This is a genomic window from Bradyrhizobium sp. UFLA05-108, from assembly GCF_059803455.1.
The window spans coordinates 1-16,174 of the sequence record NZ_JBANAZ010000065.1; the positions used below are offsets into that span (position 1 = coordinate 1).

The 16,174-nt window shown below is 63.3% G+C and carries 15 protein-coding genes; 1 reads left to right on the forward strand and 14 read right to left on the reverse strand.

Annotated features, from left to right (window positions below; genetic code table 11):
- Positions 1 to 170: 170 nt before the first annotated feature.
- The 9 genes from SO140_RS34960 to SO140_RS35000 all read right to left on the reverse strand — a co-directional run bounded on the left by SO140_RS34960 (position 171) and on the right by SO140_RS35000 (position 9,742).
- The gene (locus tag SO140_RS34960; protein ID WP_449380496.1) at positions 171 to 1,967 is read right to left on the reverse strand and encodes an ABC transporter substrate-binding protein; all 1,797 of its coding nucleotides are present in this window, start codon (positions 1,965 to 1,967) and stop codon (positions 171 to 173) included.
- A gap of 72 nt (positions 1,968 to 2,039) precedes the next feature.
- On the reverse strand, positions 2,040 to 2,369 hold the full coding sequence (locus SO140_RS34965; RefSeq protein ID WP_449380497.1) for a DUF2160 domain-containing protein: 330 nt from the start codon (positions 2,367 to 2,369) through the stop codon (positions 2,040 to 2,042).
- A 10-nt stretch (positions 2,370 to 2,379) separates the two neighbouring features.
- Positions 2,380 to 3,186 (reverse strand): carbohydrate ABC transporter permease, encoded by an 807-nt coding sequence (locus tag SO140_RS34970; protein ID WP_498543745.1) that lies wholly within the window; start codon positions 3,184 to 3,186, stop codon positions 2,380 to 2,382.
- Positions 3,186 to 4,160 (reverse strand): carbohydrate ABC transporter permease, encoded by a 975-nt coding sequence (locus SO140_RS34975; RefSeq protein ID WP_498543746.1) that lies wholly within the window; start codon positions 4,158 to 4,160, stop codon positions 3,186 to 3,188. The genes SO140_RS34970 and SO140_RS34975 overlap by 1 nt, the downstream gene beginning before the upstream one ends.
- Entirely contained in the window at positions 4,160 to 5,245 is a 1,086-nt protein-coding gene (locus SO140_RS34980; protein WP_498543747.1) for an ABC transporter ATP-binding protein, read from the reverse strand. The genes SO140_RS34975 and SO140_RS34980 overlap by 1 nt, the downstream gene beginning before the upstream one ends.
- Positions 5,246 to 5,257: 12 nt before the next feature.
- Positions 5,258 to 6,343, reverse strand: a complete 1,086-nt coding sequence (locus SO140_RS34985; protein WP_449380501.1) for an ABC transporter ATP-binding protein — start codon at positions 6,341 to 6,343, stop codon at positions 5,258 to 5,260.
- Positions 6,340 to 7,890 (reverse strand): glycerol-3-phosphate dehydrogenase, encoded by a 1,551-nt coding sequence (gene glpD / locus SO140_RS34990; RefSeq protein WP_498540976.1) that lies wholly within the window; start codon positions 7,888 to 7,890, stop codon positions 6,340 to 6,342. Before glpD ends, SO140_RS34985 begins: the two co-directional genes overlap by 4 nt.
- A gap of 222 nt (positions 7,891 to 8,112) precedes the next feature.
- The gene (locus SO140_RS34995; protein ID WP_498543748.1) at positions 8,113 to 8,961 is read right to left on the reverse strand and encodes a DeoR/GlpR family DNA-binding transcription regulator; all 849 of its coding nucleotides are present in this window, start codon (positions 8,959 to 8,961) and stop codon (positions 8,113 to 8,115) included.
- A gap of 106 nt (positions 8,962 to 9,067) precedes the next feature.
- Positions 9,068 to 9,742 carry an HAD family hydrolase gene (locus SO140_RS35000; RefSeq protein ID WP_498543749.1) on the reverse strand — a complete coding sequence of 225 codons (675 nt, stop codon included), beginning with the start codon at positions 9,740 to 9,742 and terminating at the stop codon, positions 9,068 to 9,070.
- A gap of 245 nt (positions 9,743 to 9,987) precedes the next feature.
- Here SO140_RS35000 and SO140_RS35005 point away from each other — a divergent pair, with 245 nt between their 5' ends.
- The gene (locus tag SO140_RS35005; RefSeq protein ID WP_449380505.1) at positions 9,988 to 10,437 is read left to right on the forward strand and encodes a nuclear transport factor 2 family protein; all 450 of its coding nucleotides are present in this window, start codon (positions 9,988 to 9,990) and stop codon (positions 10,435 to 10,437) included.
- 203 nt (positions 10,438 to 10,640) lie between these two features.
- On the opposite strand, the gene SO140_RS35010 is transcribed toward SO140_RS35005, so the two are convergent.
- The 5 genes from SO140_RS35010 to SO140_RS35030 all read right to left on the reverse strand — a co-directional run bounded on the left by SO140_RS35010 (position 10,641) and on the right by SO140_RS35030 (position 16,154).
- Positions 10,641 to 10,832: a hypothetical protein gene (locus tag SO140_RS35010; protein WP_449380506.1), complete on the reverse strand. Its 192-nt coding sequence runs from the start codon at positions 10,830 to 10,832 to the stop codon at positions 10,641 to 10,643.
- 210 nt (positions 10,833 to 11,042) lie between these two features.
- The gene (locus tag SO140_RS35015) at positions 11,043 to 11,453 is read right to left on the reverse strand and encodes an acyl-CoA thioesterase (protein ID WP_449380507.1); all 411 of its coding nucleotides are present in this window, start codon (positions 11,451 to 11,453) and stop codon (positions 11,043 to 11,045) included.
- 127 nt (positions 11,454 to 11,580) lie between these two features.
- Positions 11,581 to 12,204, reverse strand: a complete 624-nt coding sequence (locus SO140_RS35020) for a flavin reductase family protein (protein WP_498543750.1) — start codon at positions 12,202 to 12,204, stop codon at positions 11,581 to 11,583.
- Positions 12,205 to 12,382: 178 nt separating this feature from the next.
- Positions 12,383 to 12,982: a TetR/AcrR family transcriptional regulator gene (locus SO140_RS35025; RefSeq protein WP_449380509.1), complete on the reverse strand. Its 600-nt coding sequence runs from the start codon at positions 12,980 to 12,982 to the stop codon at positions 12,383 to 12,385.
- Positions 12,983 to 13,013: 31 nt separating this feature from the next.
- Positions 13,014 to 16,154 (reverse strand): efflux RND transporter permease subunit, encoded by a 3,141-nt coding sequence (locus SO140_RS35030; protein ID WP_449380510.1) that lies wholly within the window; start codon positions 16,152 to 16,154, stop codon positions 13,014 to 13,016.
- Positions 16,155 to 16,174 lie beyond the last annotated feature (20 nt).

The window sequence follows — 16,174 nt, forward strand, 5'->3', positions numbered from 1 at the left end:
GGATTCAGCAACCTCAGTCTGGCCTCAGACCCGGTCGCTATCCACTCCCCATGGAATCTTCGCTGCGCTCGCAATGAAGATGTGGAGACGGTGTACTTGCACAACGCAAGGAAAAAGGCCGGGATCGCTCCCGGCCTTCGTCGTTCTCGGATGGCGTGGGCTGGTACGCCTTACTTCACTTCCGCGCGCTTGGGCGGGGAGGCCGGCCACGACTTGATCAGCGTATCGTAGTCGACCGTTTCGCCCTTCGGCTTCTCGTTGGCGAGCTTGCGCTGGGGCGCGATGGTGCCGTCCTTCTCGGCCTTCGCGAACCAGTACTCGGCCGACTCCTTCTTGTGGAGCTTCGGACCGCAGGCGCCCTGCACGCCGGACTTCTCGATGCGTTCCATGACGGCGTCCTGGGCGGCAGCGAGCGAGTCCATCGCGGCCTGCGCGGTCTTGGCACCCGACGACGCGTCGCCGATGTTCTGCCACCAGAGCTGCGCGAGCTTCGGATAGTCAGGCACGTTGTTGCCGGTCGGGGTCCACTGCACGCGCGCGGGCGAGCGGTAAAACTCGATCAGGCCGCCGAGCTTCGGCGCACGCTCGGTGAACGACTTGTCCCAGATGTCGGATTCACGGATGAAGGTGAGACCAACATGGCTCTTCTTCAGCGACACCGACTTGGAGACGATGAACTGGAGATAGAGCCAGGCCGCCTTGCGGCGGTCAGCCGGAGTCGACTTCAACAGCGTGAGCGAGCCGGCGTCCTGGTAGCCGAGCTTCATGCCTTCCTTCCAGTACGAGCCGTGCGGCGAGGGAGCCATACGCCACTTCGGCGTACCGTCCGCGTTCATCACGGCGATGCCCGGCTTCACCATGTCGGCGGTGAAGGCGGTGTACCAGAAGATCTGCTGCGCAATGTTACCCTGCGCCGGGACCGGACCCGACTCGGAGAAGGTCATGCCTTGCGCCTGCGGCGGGGCATACTTCTTCAGCCACTCGAGATACTTCGAGATGGCGTAGACCGAGGCCGGACCGTTGGTGTCGCCACCACGATCGACGCTGGAGCCGACCGGACGGCAGCCTTCCATGCGGATGCCCCATTCGTCGACCGGCAGACCGTTCGGAATGCCCTTGTCACCATTGCCGGCCATCGAGAGCCAGGCGTCGGTGAAACGCCATCCGAGCGACGGGTCCTTCTTGCCATAGTCCATATGGCCGTAGACCTTGACGCCGTTGATCTCCTTGATGTCGTTGGTGAAGAACTCGGCGATGTCCTCATAGGCGGACCAGTTCACGGGCACGCCGAGCTCGTAGCCATACTTGGCCTTGAACTTGGCCTTGTAGTCGGGGTTGGTGAACCAGTCGTAGCGGAACCAGTAGAGGTTCGCGAACTGCTGGTCGGGAAGCTGATAGAGCTTTCCATCCGGCGCGGTGCCGAAAGACTTGCCGATGAAGTCGTTGACGTCGAGCATCGGGTCGGTGACGTCCTTGCCTTCGCCGGTCATGTAATCCGACAGCACGATGGTCTGGCCGTAGCGGAAGTGCGTGCCGATCAGGTCGGAGTCGTTGATCCAGCCGTCGTACACGTTCTTGCCGGACTGCATCTGCGTCTGCAGCTTCTCGACGACGTCACCTTCCTGGATGATGTCGTGCTTGAGCTTGATGCCGGTGAGCTCGGTGAACGCCTTGGCGAGCGTCTGCGACTCGTATTCGTGAGTCGTGATCGTCTCCGAGACGACGTTGATTTCCATGCCCTTGAAGGGTTCGGCCGCCTTGGCGAACCACTCGAGCTCCTTCTTCTGGTCGTCCTTCGACAGGGTCGAGGGCTGGAATTCCGCGATCCACTTCTGGATCGTGGCGTCATCGGCGGCGCGAACCGGCGCCGAGGTCGCGAATGCAGCCGCAATGATAGCTGCGGCACTAGATACCGTCAGAAAGCTAATCTTGGTCAATGGACCTTTCCTTCTCCTAAACTGTCGCATGTTGTTCCTCCGTTGCAGCGACAAACTCTAACAGGCCCGGGTTGACCCCGGATCTGGTCTTCTTCGCGAGCTTCAGACCGTGCGGAATATGAGCGCGGCCGTGACAAGCGAAATTCCTGATGCGAGCCACAGGCTCGACAGTTCAAACCCCTCCTCGCCGATCGGCAGCGTGCCGATCGTGTCGGTGCCGACGAGGCCGATCCACGCGAGATGGATGACGGCGGCCGCGATCAGCGAGATGAAAAGGCGATCGCCGCGCGTGGTCGGAATGCGCAGGACGCCCACGCGCTCCGCCTCCGGATAGACCGCAGCAAGATATGTCATTACCGCGAGCGTGCAGGCGAGCGCGCCGAAGAAGATCGCGGTCGGTATCGTCCAGGCCATCCATGCGATGGATTCCATGGTCGCCTCCTTAAACCCGGCCCAGCGCGAAGCCGCGCGCGATATAGTTGCGGACGAACCAGATCACGAGCGCGCCCGGAATGATGGTGAGCACGCCCGCGGCAGCGAGCAGCCCCCAGTCCATGCCGGCCGCGGACACCGTGCGGGTCATGATCGCCGCGATGGGCTTGGCCTGCACCGAGGTCAGCGTGCGCGCGAGCAGGAGCTCGACCCACGAGAACATGAAGCAGAAGAAGGCAGCGACGCCGATGCCACTTGCGATCAGCGGGATCAGGATCTTGACGAAGAAGCGCGGAAAGGAATAGCCGTCGAGGAACGCGGTCTCGTCGATTTCGCGCGGCACGCCGGAGACGAAGCCTTCGAGGATCCATACCGCGAGCGGCACGTTGAAGATGCAGTGCGCGAGCGCCACCGCCCACGGCGTATCGAACAGCCCGATCGCCGAATAGAGGTTGAAGAACGGCAGCGCATAGACTGCGGCGGGCGCCATGCGGTTCGACAACAGCCAGAAGAACAGGTGCTTGTCGCCGAGGAATCGATAGCGCGAGAAGGCGTAGGCCGCCGGCAGCGCCACGGTGATCGAGATGACGGTGTTGAGAACGACGTATTCCAGCGAGTTGATGTAGCCTGAATACCAGCTCTCGTCGGTGAAGATGCGCTTGTAATGCTGCAGCGTCGGCGCATGCGGCCACAGCGTCATCGTCGAGACGATCTCGCTGTTGGTCTTGAAGCTCATGTTGACGAGCCAGTAGATCGGCAACAGCAGGAAGATCAGGAACAGCGCCATGATGACGCGTCGGCCGGGGATCGAGTGCATCAGGCCACTCCTTCCTTGGGCTGAAGCGCATGCGCGGGCTGGAGCCCGCCGGCGGGCTTGAGCTCCGCCGCGGGCTCTTTCTCGGCCTGCGTCTTGCGCTCGACGCCGGCATTGGTCATCACGGTGTAGAACACCCAGCAGACGATCAGGATGATCAGATTGTAGACCAGCGACAGGGCCGCGGCCTTGCCGAGGTCGAACTGGCCGAGCGCGATCTTGACGAGCTCGATCGAGACGAAGGTCGTGGAGTTGCCCGGACCGCCGCCGGTGACGACGAACGGCTCGGTGTAGATCATGAAGCTGTCCATGAAGCGCAGCAGCACCGCGATCAGCAGCACGCGATTCATCTTCGGGAGCTGGATCGCGGTGAACACTGCCCAGCGCGAGGCACCGTCGATCTGCGCCGCCTGGTAATAGGCATCGGGAATCGACTTCAGGCCGGCGTAGCACAGAAGCGCAACCAGGCTGGTCCAGTGCCAGACGTCCATCACGATGACGGTCAGCCAGGCATCGATCTCGTTCGAGACGTAGTTGTAGTTGATGCCGAGACTGTTGAGCGTGTAGCCGAGCAGGCCGATGTCGGGACGGCCGAAAATCTGCCAGATCGTTCCGACCACGTTCCACGGAATCAACAGCGGCAACGCGAGGATCACGAGGCAGGCGGCCACCGTCCAGCCCTCCCGCGGCATCGACAGCGCAATGACGATGCCGAGCGGCACCTCGATGGCGAGGATGACGAGCGAGAAGAACAGGTTGCGGCCGAGCGAAGCCAGGAAGCGGCCGCCCAGATCGGTCGAGGGGTCGAGCAGCTCCTTGAACCAGCCGACGCCGTTCCAGAAGAACTGGTTGTTGCCGAAGGTGTCCTGCATCGAATAGTTCACCACCGTCATCAGCGGAATCACCGCGGAGAAGGCGACGACCAGGAACACCGGCAGAACCAGGAACCAGGCTTTTTGATTGATGGTCTTGTCCATCAGACGGCTCCCTCTACCAGAAGGCTGTCCGCATAGACGTGGACATGCGACGGGTCGAATTTCAGCCCGGCGGAGCCGTCGGAGCTGGTGAAGCCGCCCGGCGCGCGGGCAGCGAGCTTGGCATCGCCGACGCGCACGCGGGCGAAGCGAATGCGACCGAGATCGTCGATCCGGTCGATCTTCGAGGTGAGCAGCCCCGGCGCCGGCGCGACCACGTCGACGAATTCCGGACGCACGCCGATCTCGATCTTGGCCCCCGTGGGCAGATTGTCGTAGCTGCGGTTGAGCGCGATGACGTGGCCGTCGATCCGCGCCTCGCGGCCCCTCACCTCCGCCGGCAGGATGTTCATGCCGGGCGAGCCGATGAAGTAGCCGACGAAGGTATGCGCGGGCTTGTCGAACAGCTCGGCCGGCGTGCCGCTCTGCACCACGCGGCCGTCATGCATCACGACCACCGTGTCGGCGAAGGTCAGCGCCTCGGTCTGATCGTGGGTGACGTAGATCATCGTGAGGTCGAGCTCGCGATGCAGCGCCTTCAGCTTCGAGCGGAGCTGCCACTTCAGCTCGGGATCGATCACCGTCAGCGGCTCGTCGAACAGTACGGCGGCAACGTCGTTGCGCACGAGGCCCCGGCCGAGCGAGATCTTCTGCTTGGCGTCGGCCGTGAGCCGCGTCGCCTTGCGGTTCAGATACGGCTCGAGATCGAGCAGGCGGCCGATCTGGGTCACGCGCTTGTCGATATCGGCCTTCGGCACGCCGCGGTTCTTCAGCGGAAAGGCCAGGTTCTCCCCCACCGTCATGGTGTCGTAGATCACCGGAAACTGGAACACCTGGGCGATGTTGCGCTTCTGGGTTGACAGCGGTGTGATGTCCTTGCCGTCGAACAGGATTTTTCCGCGCGAGGGCGTGATGATGCCTGAGATGACGTTGAGCAGCGTGGTCTTGCCGCAGCCAGAAGGCCCGAGCAGCGCATAGGCGCCGCCCTGCCGCCAGGTCATGGTCACCGGCTTCAGCGCAAAGCTCTCGGGGGCGGCATCATTGCCGCCGTAGGAATGCGCGAGATCGAAGAGGTCAATGCGGGCCATGGCGCACCTCCCTCACGTATTTATGGAGCTGGGCGCGGCGACCAGGCGGTCGGCCGCGTCGAACACGAAGACATCCTGCGGATCGAGCACGGCATCGAGCGTCTGGCCGGGCTCGAACTCGTGCACGCCGTGCAATACCGCAACCCAGTTCGATCCGTCGCGGGTCAAATGCACGAAACTCTCCGAACCGGTGATCTCGGTCACCGTCACTGTGGCGTGGAAGGCGTGGCGATCGGCCTGGCCATTGGCGATCCCGAGCTGGTGGGCGCGAAAGCCAACGCGATAGGGTCCGTCGGCTAGCCCGGCGTAAAGGCCGGAGGCCGGCGCCGAGCTGCCGCCGGCATAAGCGACCTGCCCGTTCTTCTTCTCGATACCGACCAGATTGAGCGGCGGGTCCGAAAATACCTGCGCAACGCGGAGCGTCTGCGGACGGCGGTAGACGTTGGAGGTCTCGCCCATCTGGAGCGCGCGGCCCTCCCACATGCACACGGTGTTGCCACCGAGCAGCAGCGCTTCGGACGGCTCGGTCGTCGCATAGACGAAGATCGCGCCGGAGGCCTCGAAGATGCGCGGCAGCTCGGCGCGCAGCTCCTCGCGGAGCTTGTAGTCGAGATTGGCGAGAGGCTCGTCGAGCAGCACGAGATCGGCGCCCTTCACCAGCGCACGCGCGATCGCGGTGCGCTGCTGCTGGCCGCCGGAAAGCTGAAGAGGCGTGCGCTTCAGGAACGGCTCGAGCCGCAGCAACTTTGCGGCCTCCGCGACACGCTTCTCGATCTCCTCGCGCGGCTTGCCCTGGACACGCAGCGGCGATGCAATGTTCTCGTAGACCGTGAGCGAGGGGTAATTGATGAACTGCTGGTAGACCATCGCGACCGAGCGCTGGCGCACGTCGATGCCGGTGACGTCCTTGCCGTTGACCAGCACCCTCCCCGTGGTCGGCTTGTCGAGGCCCGCGAGCAGCCGCATGATCGAGGTCTTGCCCGACAGCGTCGGCCCGAGCAGCACGTTGAGCGTGCCGCCGTCGAGCATCAGCGAGACGTCGCGGATGTGCGGAACGCCGTCCACAGAACGGCTGACGTGATCCAGTGTGACGGTCATGAGCGTCCTCCTGCTTCGAGCAGGGGACTTTGCGGCACGGCATGGCTGGCGATCCAGTCGTCAAGTGCCGCGATCTGATCGGCACTTAGTCGCAGGCCAAGCTTGGAGCGCCGCCAGACGATATCCTCGGCGGTCACCGCCCATTCGTTGTTCATGAGATAGCGCACCTCACGTTCCGTCAGCGTGGCGCCGAAGGACTGGCCGAGATCGGCCAGCGACTTGGCATCGCCCAGGAGCTTGATGGCACGGGTTCCATAGGCACGCGCCAGACGGCGGGCATGCTCGACGGAGAGGAACGGATAGCCGCGCTGGAGGTCCGCGATCAGGGCATCGACGGCCGACACGTCCATGTCGCCACCGGGCAGCGGCCATTTGCCGGTCCAGCCCTCGCGCGCCTTGGCGCTGCGCAAATAGGGCGCGAGACGCTCGAGCGCCTCTTCGGCGAGACGGCGGTAGGTCGTGATCTTGCCGCCATAGATCGAGAGCAGCGGCGCGCCACCGGGCGTGTCGAGCTCGAACACATAGTCACGGGTCGCGGCCTTCGCCTCGCTGGCACCGTCGTCATAGAGCGGGCGGACGCCGGAATAGGTCCAGACGACGTCCTCGGGCTTCACGGCCATCGCGAGATATTCGCTCGCGGCGGTGCAGAGGTATTGGATCTCTTCGGCCGTCGCCTTCACCTTGGCGGGATCGCCGTCATAGTCGCGATCGGTGGTACCGATCAGCGTGAAATCATCCTGGTAGGGAATGACGAAGATGATCCGGCCATCCGCATTCTGGAACATGTAGGCGCGGTCGTGGTCGTAGAGCTTTTTGACCACGATGTGCGAGCCCTGCACCAGGCGGACTTTTGCCTTGGCGTTCACTCCGGCGCCGCGGCCGAGCACGTCCTCGACCCAGGGACCGCCGGCATTGACCAGCGCGCGGGCGCGGATTGTCGAGCGCGCGCCGGTGATGGTGTCGACCATGCCGACGGTCCAAACGCCGTCGGACTGACGGATTTCGGTGGCACGGGTGCGGGTGCGGATCTCCGCCCCCTTGTCGGCGGCATCGCGCGCGTTGAGCACGACGAGGCGGGCGTCATCGACGAAGCAGTCGGAATATTCGAAGGCGCGTGAATAGCGGTTCGGAATCAGGGGACGGCCGACTTCATCCTTGGTCAGATCAACCGAACGGGTCGCCGGCAACAGGTGACGGCCGCCAATATGGTCGTAGAGGAAAAGGCCAAGGCGGAGCAGCCACGCCGGGCGCAGGCCGGCGTGATGCGGCAAAACGAAACGCAAGGGACGAATGATGTGGGGTGCGACGCCCCAGAGGATCTCGCGCTCGATCAGCGCCTCGCGGACCAGGCGGAACTCGTAATATTCGAGATAGCGCAGGCCGCCATGCACGAGCTTGGTCGACCAGGACGACGTCCCGCTCGCCAGGTCATTCATTTCACACAGGAAAACCGTGTTGCCTCGGCCGACCGCATCGCGCGCGATGCCGCAACCGTTAACACCGCCTCCAATGATGGCGAGGTCGAAAATACGCTCCAACAGACGCATCCCCCGGCGACCGCCCGTTCGCTTGGGCGATTTTGCTTTCGGTTTCGATTAGATCAGAACCAAAAACGAAAGCAAGACGAAAGAAAGCGAAGATGGAACTTTTTTCGTGGGCAATTGGGGGGTTTTTGGTGGGCAATTGGATGAAAGGGTAGGCACTCGCGCGCACCCTCCGGAAGGCGGCTCACATGGAGCGCAACCGAATGTGGGCCGAGGCTGCGGCGATTACCTCAACCGCACCACCGGCGTGGCTTCGGGCGCGGAATCCTGTGTTGGTTCCGTCGCTGCGTCGTCGTCGGGCGAGCCTTTCGGCATCGCCTCGACCACCTCGATGCCCTTGCTGTGGCAGATGGTGGCAAGGCGCTCGGGCAATTCCTGGTCGGTGACGAAGGTCTGGATCTGGCTGATATGGGCGATGCGCACCGGCGCGCTGCGCCTCAGCTTCGTGGAGTCGGCGACCAGCATGACGCTGCGCGCATTGGCAATGATAGCCTGCGCCACCTGCACCTCGCGATAGTCGAAGTCGAGCAGCGCGCCTTCTTCATCGATCGCGGACGCACCGATGATGGCATAGTCGACCTTGAATTGGCCGATGAGTTGCGTCGCGGTCGAGCCGACCACCGCGCCGTCGGCGCGCCGCACCGTGCCGCCGGCGACCACCACCTCGATGCGGGGATGGCGGTAGAGCAGCATCGCGACGTTGAGATTGTTGGTGATGACGAGCAGGTCCTCGTGCGAGGTCAGCGCGCTTGCGACCTCTTCCGTCGTGGTGCCGATGTTGATGAAGAGCGAGCAGCCGTTCGGAATCAGCGAGGCGGCCGCGGCGCCGATTGCCTTCTTCTCGTCGGCGGCGACGAAGCGCCGCGCTTCATAGGCGAGGTTCTCGACGCCAGAGGCGATGATGGCGCCACCATGGATGCGGGTCAGCGAGCGGCGCTCACAGAGATCGTTGAGATCTTTCCGGATGGTCTGCGCCGAAACCTCGAAACGGCGCGCGAGCTCCTCGACCATCACCCGGCCCGAAGCGCGGGCGATGTTGAGGATTTCGGCTTGGCGATGGGTTAGTCCGGTCACGGCAGCCACCTCAGATCAGAGTTTTGCATGGTGCGGCGGTTCGCCGCCGCGGTCAACGAGAGAGCGGAGCAAGGTTAACGGCGGCGCGAGCGCCTCTCCCCTGCCCTCACCACTTCATGGCGGCCGCGACCAGCTTCATCAGGGTGTCATCATCGTAAGCAAAGGCCGAGGCGACGGCGCCGGCAGCGACCAGATCGTCGTGACTGAGCGAGGTCCGCATTCCGATCGTTGGTATGCCCGCGGCCGAGGCCGATTGAATTCCGGAACGGGAATCCTCGAACGCGATCGAGGCATGGGCAGCAGCGCCGGCGAAGCGCAGCCCTTCCAGATAAGGCAGCGGATGCGGCTTGCCGTGCGGCAGTTCGTCGCCGATCACGATCGCCTTGAAACGATCCACGATGCCGAGACCCGACAGCAGCATCTCCGCATTCAGCCGCGGCGCGTTGGTGACGGCGACCATCGGAATGCCCGTCGCGTCCGCCTTGTCGAGCAGCGCCATGAGACCCGGCACGGGTTTGATCTGCCCGGCCACCAGCGTGCGGAAGATGTGCTCCTTCTCGTCCATGATGGCTGCGCGGGCTTCGAGGGATTCGCGCGGCAGGAACCGCTCGCCGATCGAGGCATTGGAGAAGCCCTGCAACTCCTTCGAAAAACGGGCGTGATCGAACACATGACCGCGCGGGCCGAAGATCCGGTTGAACGCCTCGCGATGCAGCGCGTCGGTATCGGCGAGCGTGCCGTCGATGTCGAACAGCAGCGCATGGCCCGTGGCTTGCGACATTTCAAATGATTCCTTTTCGTCGGGACGCACCAATAGCCGAGAAAAACTCGTTCGTCATTCCGGGGCGCGGCGTAAGGCGCGGCCCGGTATCCATTCATCAGCAGTCTGCAGCGGCTCAATGGATTCTCAGATGCGCAATTGCGCCTCATAGCTCGCGCTTCGCGGGCCCCGGAATGACAAAAGTGGGTGCTCGACAAAATCGAGCGTGACTGCAACACTACCTGCAAGAGCAAAAGGAGCAAACGATGACCATCAATCGGCGCGAACTGGCCGTCTCGGCCCTTGTACTGACAGCAGTCGGCGCGGCCCCCGCGCTCGCCGCCTCGGTTGACGAAGAGGCGGTCGCGAAAAAAGTCGAGGCTTTTCGTCTTGCCCAGATCGCAGCGGATCCCAAGGCGCTCGGCGCGCTCTGCTGGGACGATCTCAGCTACAGCCATTCCAGCGGCAAGGTCGAGGACAAGGCGACCTTCATCGCCAACGCCACCGATGGAAAGTCGAAATTCCTGTCGATCGAGTACAAGGACCCGACCATCAAGGTGGTCGGCCCCGCCGCGATCGTGCGTTTCCACTGGATCGCCGAGCAGGAGATGGTGGCTGATGGGAAAAAAGTGCCGACCAACCTTCACATCCTGATGAACTGGCAGAAGCAGGGCGACGACTGGAAGCTGCTGTCGCGCGCCGCGACGAAGCTTTAGCGCGAAACTTTCACCGATACGTCATTCCGGGGATACGTCATTCCGGGGCGCGCCGTGAGGCGCGAACCCGGAATCCATTCATCAGCAGACTTTTCATCAGCAGCCTTTGCGGCCCGATGGATTCTCGGATGCGCAATTGCGCATCATGGCTCGCGCTACGCGCGCCCCAGGATCACGAGGCAACGATCTGCAAGTTTGGCCCCTCACGCCGCTTCCTTCAAATCGCCATTCGCGAGGCGTCGCGCTGCGCGTTCCGCTTCGCGGGCGTTGCGGAAGATCTGGCCTTCGAGGCGGTTGAAGCGGTGGGAGGAAGCGAAGAAGCGGTATCCTTCCGGGTTGCGTACGACGATACCTGCGGTCTGCGAATTGACTTCGATGATGTAGCTGTCCGGCATTGCCCGTGATTCCTCGAGTGCGGGCAAATAACGGTGCTCTTGCCCAAAGGTTCCTATGGGCATTGCCGCCGTTTCCACCCCGAATCGACACGCAATGGAGTACGCTGCGACCTCATCCGTTTTATGACTTGTTCTTGGCGAAGCCGCGACATCCGCGGCGCACGATCACCACATGCGTTAAGGCAACGCATGCGTTGAGGCTCCGCGCGCCTACGTCGCGATCGGCGGCTCGGTGCGGCTGACGGTCTGCGGGCGGCCATGTTCGTCGATCGAGACATAGGTGAAGTTGCCGTCGGTGACGAGGAACGGATGCTCTTCGCCGCGACGCAGCGCCCAGGCTTCGAGATTCACGGTGAGCGAGGTACGCCCCACGCGCACGAGATTGGCGTAGACCGAGACGAGATCGCCGACATAGACCGCCTTGCGAAAATTCATCGCCTCGATCGCGACCGTCACGGTGCGCGACTTCGCGACTTTCGAGGCGAACACGCCGCCGCCGACGTCCATCTGGCTGAGCAGCCAGCCGCCGAAGATGTCGCCATTCGCGTTGGTGTCGGCCGGCATCGCGAGCGTGCGGATGCAGAGATCGCCGCGCGGTCCGGTGTGGGTCTGTTCGGTCATGCGTCTCTCGTTTGAAAATATTTTCGTAGCCCAGATGGAGCGAAGCGCAATCCGGGGAGCCGCGCAAGAATATCCCGGATTTCGCTGCGCTCCATCCGGGGTACCCATCGACGAGAGAGAGGCAAGATCAATCCGGCCTGAGCATCTCAAACATGTTTTCCGGCTTGATCTCGAAATAGTCACCGCGCCGTCCCGCACGGACGATCGGACGGGGCGCAGCCGTCTGGTAGACGCCATCCTTGATGAAGGCCTTGTCGATGTGGACGGCGACGACCTCGCCGAGCGTCAGCCAGGCGTCGGCCTGCCGGCCGTCGGCGCCCTTGAGGCGCACGATGTCGGACACCCTGCACTCGAAGGCGACCGGGCTTTCGCCGACGCGCGGCACGTTGACGAGCCGGCCGAGCACCGCGGTGAGCCCCGCAATCCTGAATTCGTCGACCTCGGGGCCGACGTGGGCGGCGGTCGCGTTCATCTGTTTCGCCAAATCCATGGTGGCGAGATTCCACACGAACTCCTTTGTGGCTTCGATATTGCCGACGGTGTCCTTCCAGTTGGTGGAGGAGAAGCCGATGATCGGCGGGGTGTAGCAGAAGGCATTGAAGAAGCTGTAGGGCGCAAGGTTGACGTGGCCGTTGGCGTCACGCGAGGAGATCCAGCCGATCGGCCGCGGCGCGATGATGGCGTTGAAGGGATCGTGCTTGAGGCCATGGCCCTTGGCGGGCTCATAGAAGTGCAGGTCTTTTTCGGTCACGCGCTGCTTCCTTTTCGCCACTGCGAGCGAAGCGAAGCAATCCAGACTGCCTCCGCGGCAAGGATTCTGGATTGCTTCGCTAGGCTCGCAATGACGGAGTGTGTCGATCCGTCCTGACCTGCCATCAGGCGGTCAGTCCGCGGCGGTCGACCCATTTATAGGAGAAATTCCTGCCCCGTCAGTGACGCGGCGACAGTCCTGCGATGACGAAATCGATCATCTGGTCAATCGTGGGCCCCGGCTTGGTGGCGCATTGGGCGATCATCTGGGGATGAAAGAAGCGCATCATCGCGGTGCAGGCGCAGAGCGAGGCCAGTTGCAGGTCCGGAGCCTCGAATTCGCCGGAGGCAGCACCTTGCGCGATCACCTGGCCGATGATCGAGGCGATGCACTCCATATGGGCTACGCAGACGTCCCAGTCCTCCTGCATCGCGATCTCGACCATCTCATGCAGCTTGGAATCACCGACATAGCGCTCGGTGTTCATGCGATGGATGGTCGTCAGAAGCTGCCGGAAGCGGTCGCGCACCGGACCGGGCTGGGCCACGATCCGCTGCGCCTCGAGTTCGACCTCGCCCATCAGCGCCCGGGCGACGGACTGATGGATCGCCTTCTTCGATTCGAAGAACCGATAGACGTTGGCCGGGCTCATCCGGAGCTCTTTGGCGATGTCGCCGACAGTGGTCTTCTGGTAGCCGATCTGGCGGAACAGCCGCTCGGCCACCTCGAGAATGCGCTCCCGGGTGTCGCTTTCGATATGTTCCGAAACCAGTGTCATCTGTCAGGACTCGTCAGTAGTCACTCTTCATCTATTCAGCGGCCTCAGCAAGCGGAAATGCTGGCTCGGCATCGCTGCCATGCTGCGGTGCCGCTTCCGGATGCTCGGCCGAACCGGCCTCGTCGAGGCTCTTGCGGAACCACAGGGCATAGAGGCCCGGCAGATACAGGAGCGTCAGGAAGGTCGCAACGAACAAGCCGCCCATGATGGTGATCGCCATCGGTCCCCAGAACGCCGAGCGCGACAGCGGGATCATGGCGAGGATCGCGGCAAGTGCGGTCAGCACGACCGGGCGGGCGCGGCGGACGGTCGCCTCCACGATCGCCTCGCGCCGGGTCAGGCCATGGGAGACGTCGGTCTCGATCTGGTCGACCAGGATGACCGTGTTGCGCATGATCATACCGGCGAGCGCGATCAGGCCGAGCAGTGCCACGAAGCCGAACGGCTGGTTGGCGACGTTGAGCCCGAGGGACGCACCGACGATGCCGAGCGGTGCGGTGAGGAACACCAGGATCAGGCGCGAGAAGCTCTGGAGCTGGATCATCAACAGCGTCAGCATCACCATGACCATCACCGGGAAGAGAATGAAGATCGAGGCATTGCCCTTGGCGGATTCCTCAAACGCGCCGCCCGGCTCGATTCGGTAGGCCGGCTCAAGGTAGTCCTTGATCTGTTGCAGCTTCGGCGTGATCTGGCTGGTGACGTCGGGCGCCTGCACGCCATCGACGACGTCGGAGCGCACGGTGATCGCCATGTCGCGGTTGCGCCGCCACAGGATCGGCTCCTCGTGGGAATACTCGATCTTGGCAATCTGCTGGAGCGGCACGGCGACGCCGTTGCGCGAGGTGATGGTGAGATCGCCGACATGCGCGAGGTCGAGCCGCTCGGACGGAATCGCACGGGCGACCACGCCGACCTTCTCGATGCCGTCACGCACGGTCGTCACCTGCGCACCGGAGATCAGCATCGCGAGCGACTGCGATACCTCCTGCGGGGTAAGGCCCATCGCGCGCGCGCGGTCCTGGTCGACGACGAGCTTGAGATAGGGCGACTGCTCGTTCCAGTCGAGCTGGACGTCCTTGACGTTCTTGTTCTGCCGCATGACGTCGCGGACCTGGTAGGCGATCTCGCGCACCTTGTTGGGATCGGGGCCGATCACGCGGAACTGCACGGGGAAGCCGACGGGCGGACCGAAATTGAAGCGGTCGACACGGACGCGGGCTTCGTTGAGCGCGCCGTCGGCAACGGCGTTCTCGAGCTTGGCCTTGATGCGCTCGCGCGCTTCGACACCCTTGGCAACGATAACGATCTCGGCAAAGGCCTCGTTCGGCAGCTGCGGATTGAGGCCGAGCCAGAAGCGCGGCGAGCCCTGCCCGACATAGGCCGTGTAGGTCGCGATGTCCTGGTCATCCTTCAGCAGCTTCTCGGCATCCTTCACCGCCTTTTCGGTGACGTTGAAGGCGGTGCCTTCCGGCAGGCGGAGCTGGAGGAACAGCTCGGGCCGCTCGGACAGCGGGAAGAACTGCTGCTGCACATGGCCGAAGCCGACGATCGAGGCGGCGAAGACGCCCACGGTCGCCACCACCACCGTGATACGGTGGTTGACGCACCACTGCACGATGGCGCGAAGGCCGCGGTACATCCGCGTCTCATAGACTGCGTGCGGATCGTGGCTGTGATGCACCTTCATGTTGGGCAACAGCTTGACGCCGATATAGGGCGTGAAGATCACCGCGACGAACCAGGAGGCGACCAACGCGATCGCCACGATCCAGAAGATGCTGCCGGCATATTCGCCGACCGCCGAGTTGGCAAAGCCGATGGGGAGGAAGCCAGCGGCCGTGACCAGCGTTCCCGTAAGCATCGGAAAGGCGGTGGATTCCCAGGCAAAGGACGCGGCACGGATGCGGTCCCAGCCCTGCTCCATCTTTACCACCATCATCTCGACTGCGATGATGGCATCGTCGACCAAAAGACCGAGCGCGATGATCAGCGCGCCAAGCGAGATGCGGTGCAGGTCGAGCGACATCGAGTTCATGACGATGAAGACGATGCCGAGCACCAACGGCACCGACAGCGCGACCACGATGCCGGTGCGCCAGCCGAGTGCAACGAAAGAGACAAACAGGACGATCGCGAGCGCCTCGACGAAGGAGTGCACGAACTCGCCGACCGCATGCTCGACCACGTTGGGCTGGTCGGCAATCAACTCGACGTCGATGCCCTGCGGCACCGCCTTCATGAATTCGCCGGTTGCCTTCTCGACCTCCTTGCCGAGTTCGAGGATGTTGGCGCCCTTGGCGGTGACGACGCCGATGCCGATCGCGGGCTTGCCTTCCTGGCGCACGACGAAGCTGGGCGGATCGACATAGCCATGCGTGACGGTCGCGATGTCTCCGAGGCGGAACACGCGGCCGTTGCTTTCCACGGGCGTTTCGGCAACGGCCTTGGCCCCGTCGAGCGCGCCGGTGACGCGCAGCGGCACGCGCTGCGAGGACGTCTCGACTGTGCCGGCCGGGGTCACGTTGTTCTGCTTGGCCAGCGAATCGAACAGCGCCTGCGGCGTGATGCCGAGGGTTGCGAGCTTGGCGTGGCTGAACTCGACATAGATGCGCTCATCCTGCGTGCCGTAGACGTCGACCTTGGTCACGCCGGGAACTTTAAGGAGGCGCTGGCGGAAACCTTCGGCAGTCTTCTTGAGCTGCGCATAGTCCGCGCCATCGCCGGTCATCATGTAGAGAATGGAATCGACGTCGGAGAACTCGTCGTTGACGACGGGCCCGAGAATGCCGGCGGGCAACTGCCCCTGGACGTCAACGAGCTTCTTGCGCAGGAGATAGAAGAGATACGGCACGTCCTTCGGCGGCGTGTTGTCGCGGAAGGTCACCTGCATCGCGGTGAAAGCGGGTTTCGAGTAGGTCTGCACCTTCTCGAAATAGGGCAGCTCCTGGAGCTTCTTCTCGATGGGATCGGCGACCTGGGTCTGCATCTCCTGGGCGGTTGCGCCCGGCCATATCACGGAGACGTTGACCACCTTCACGGTGAAGAACGGATCTTCGGCGCGGCCGAGCTTCTGATAGGAGAAGAAGCCAGCGGCGCCGAGCACGATCATCAGGAACAGCACCAGCGTCGGATGGCTGACGGCCCAGGCGGAAAGGTTGAAGCGCTTCATCGCACTCTCTCCAGAGATGA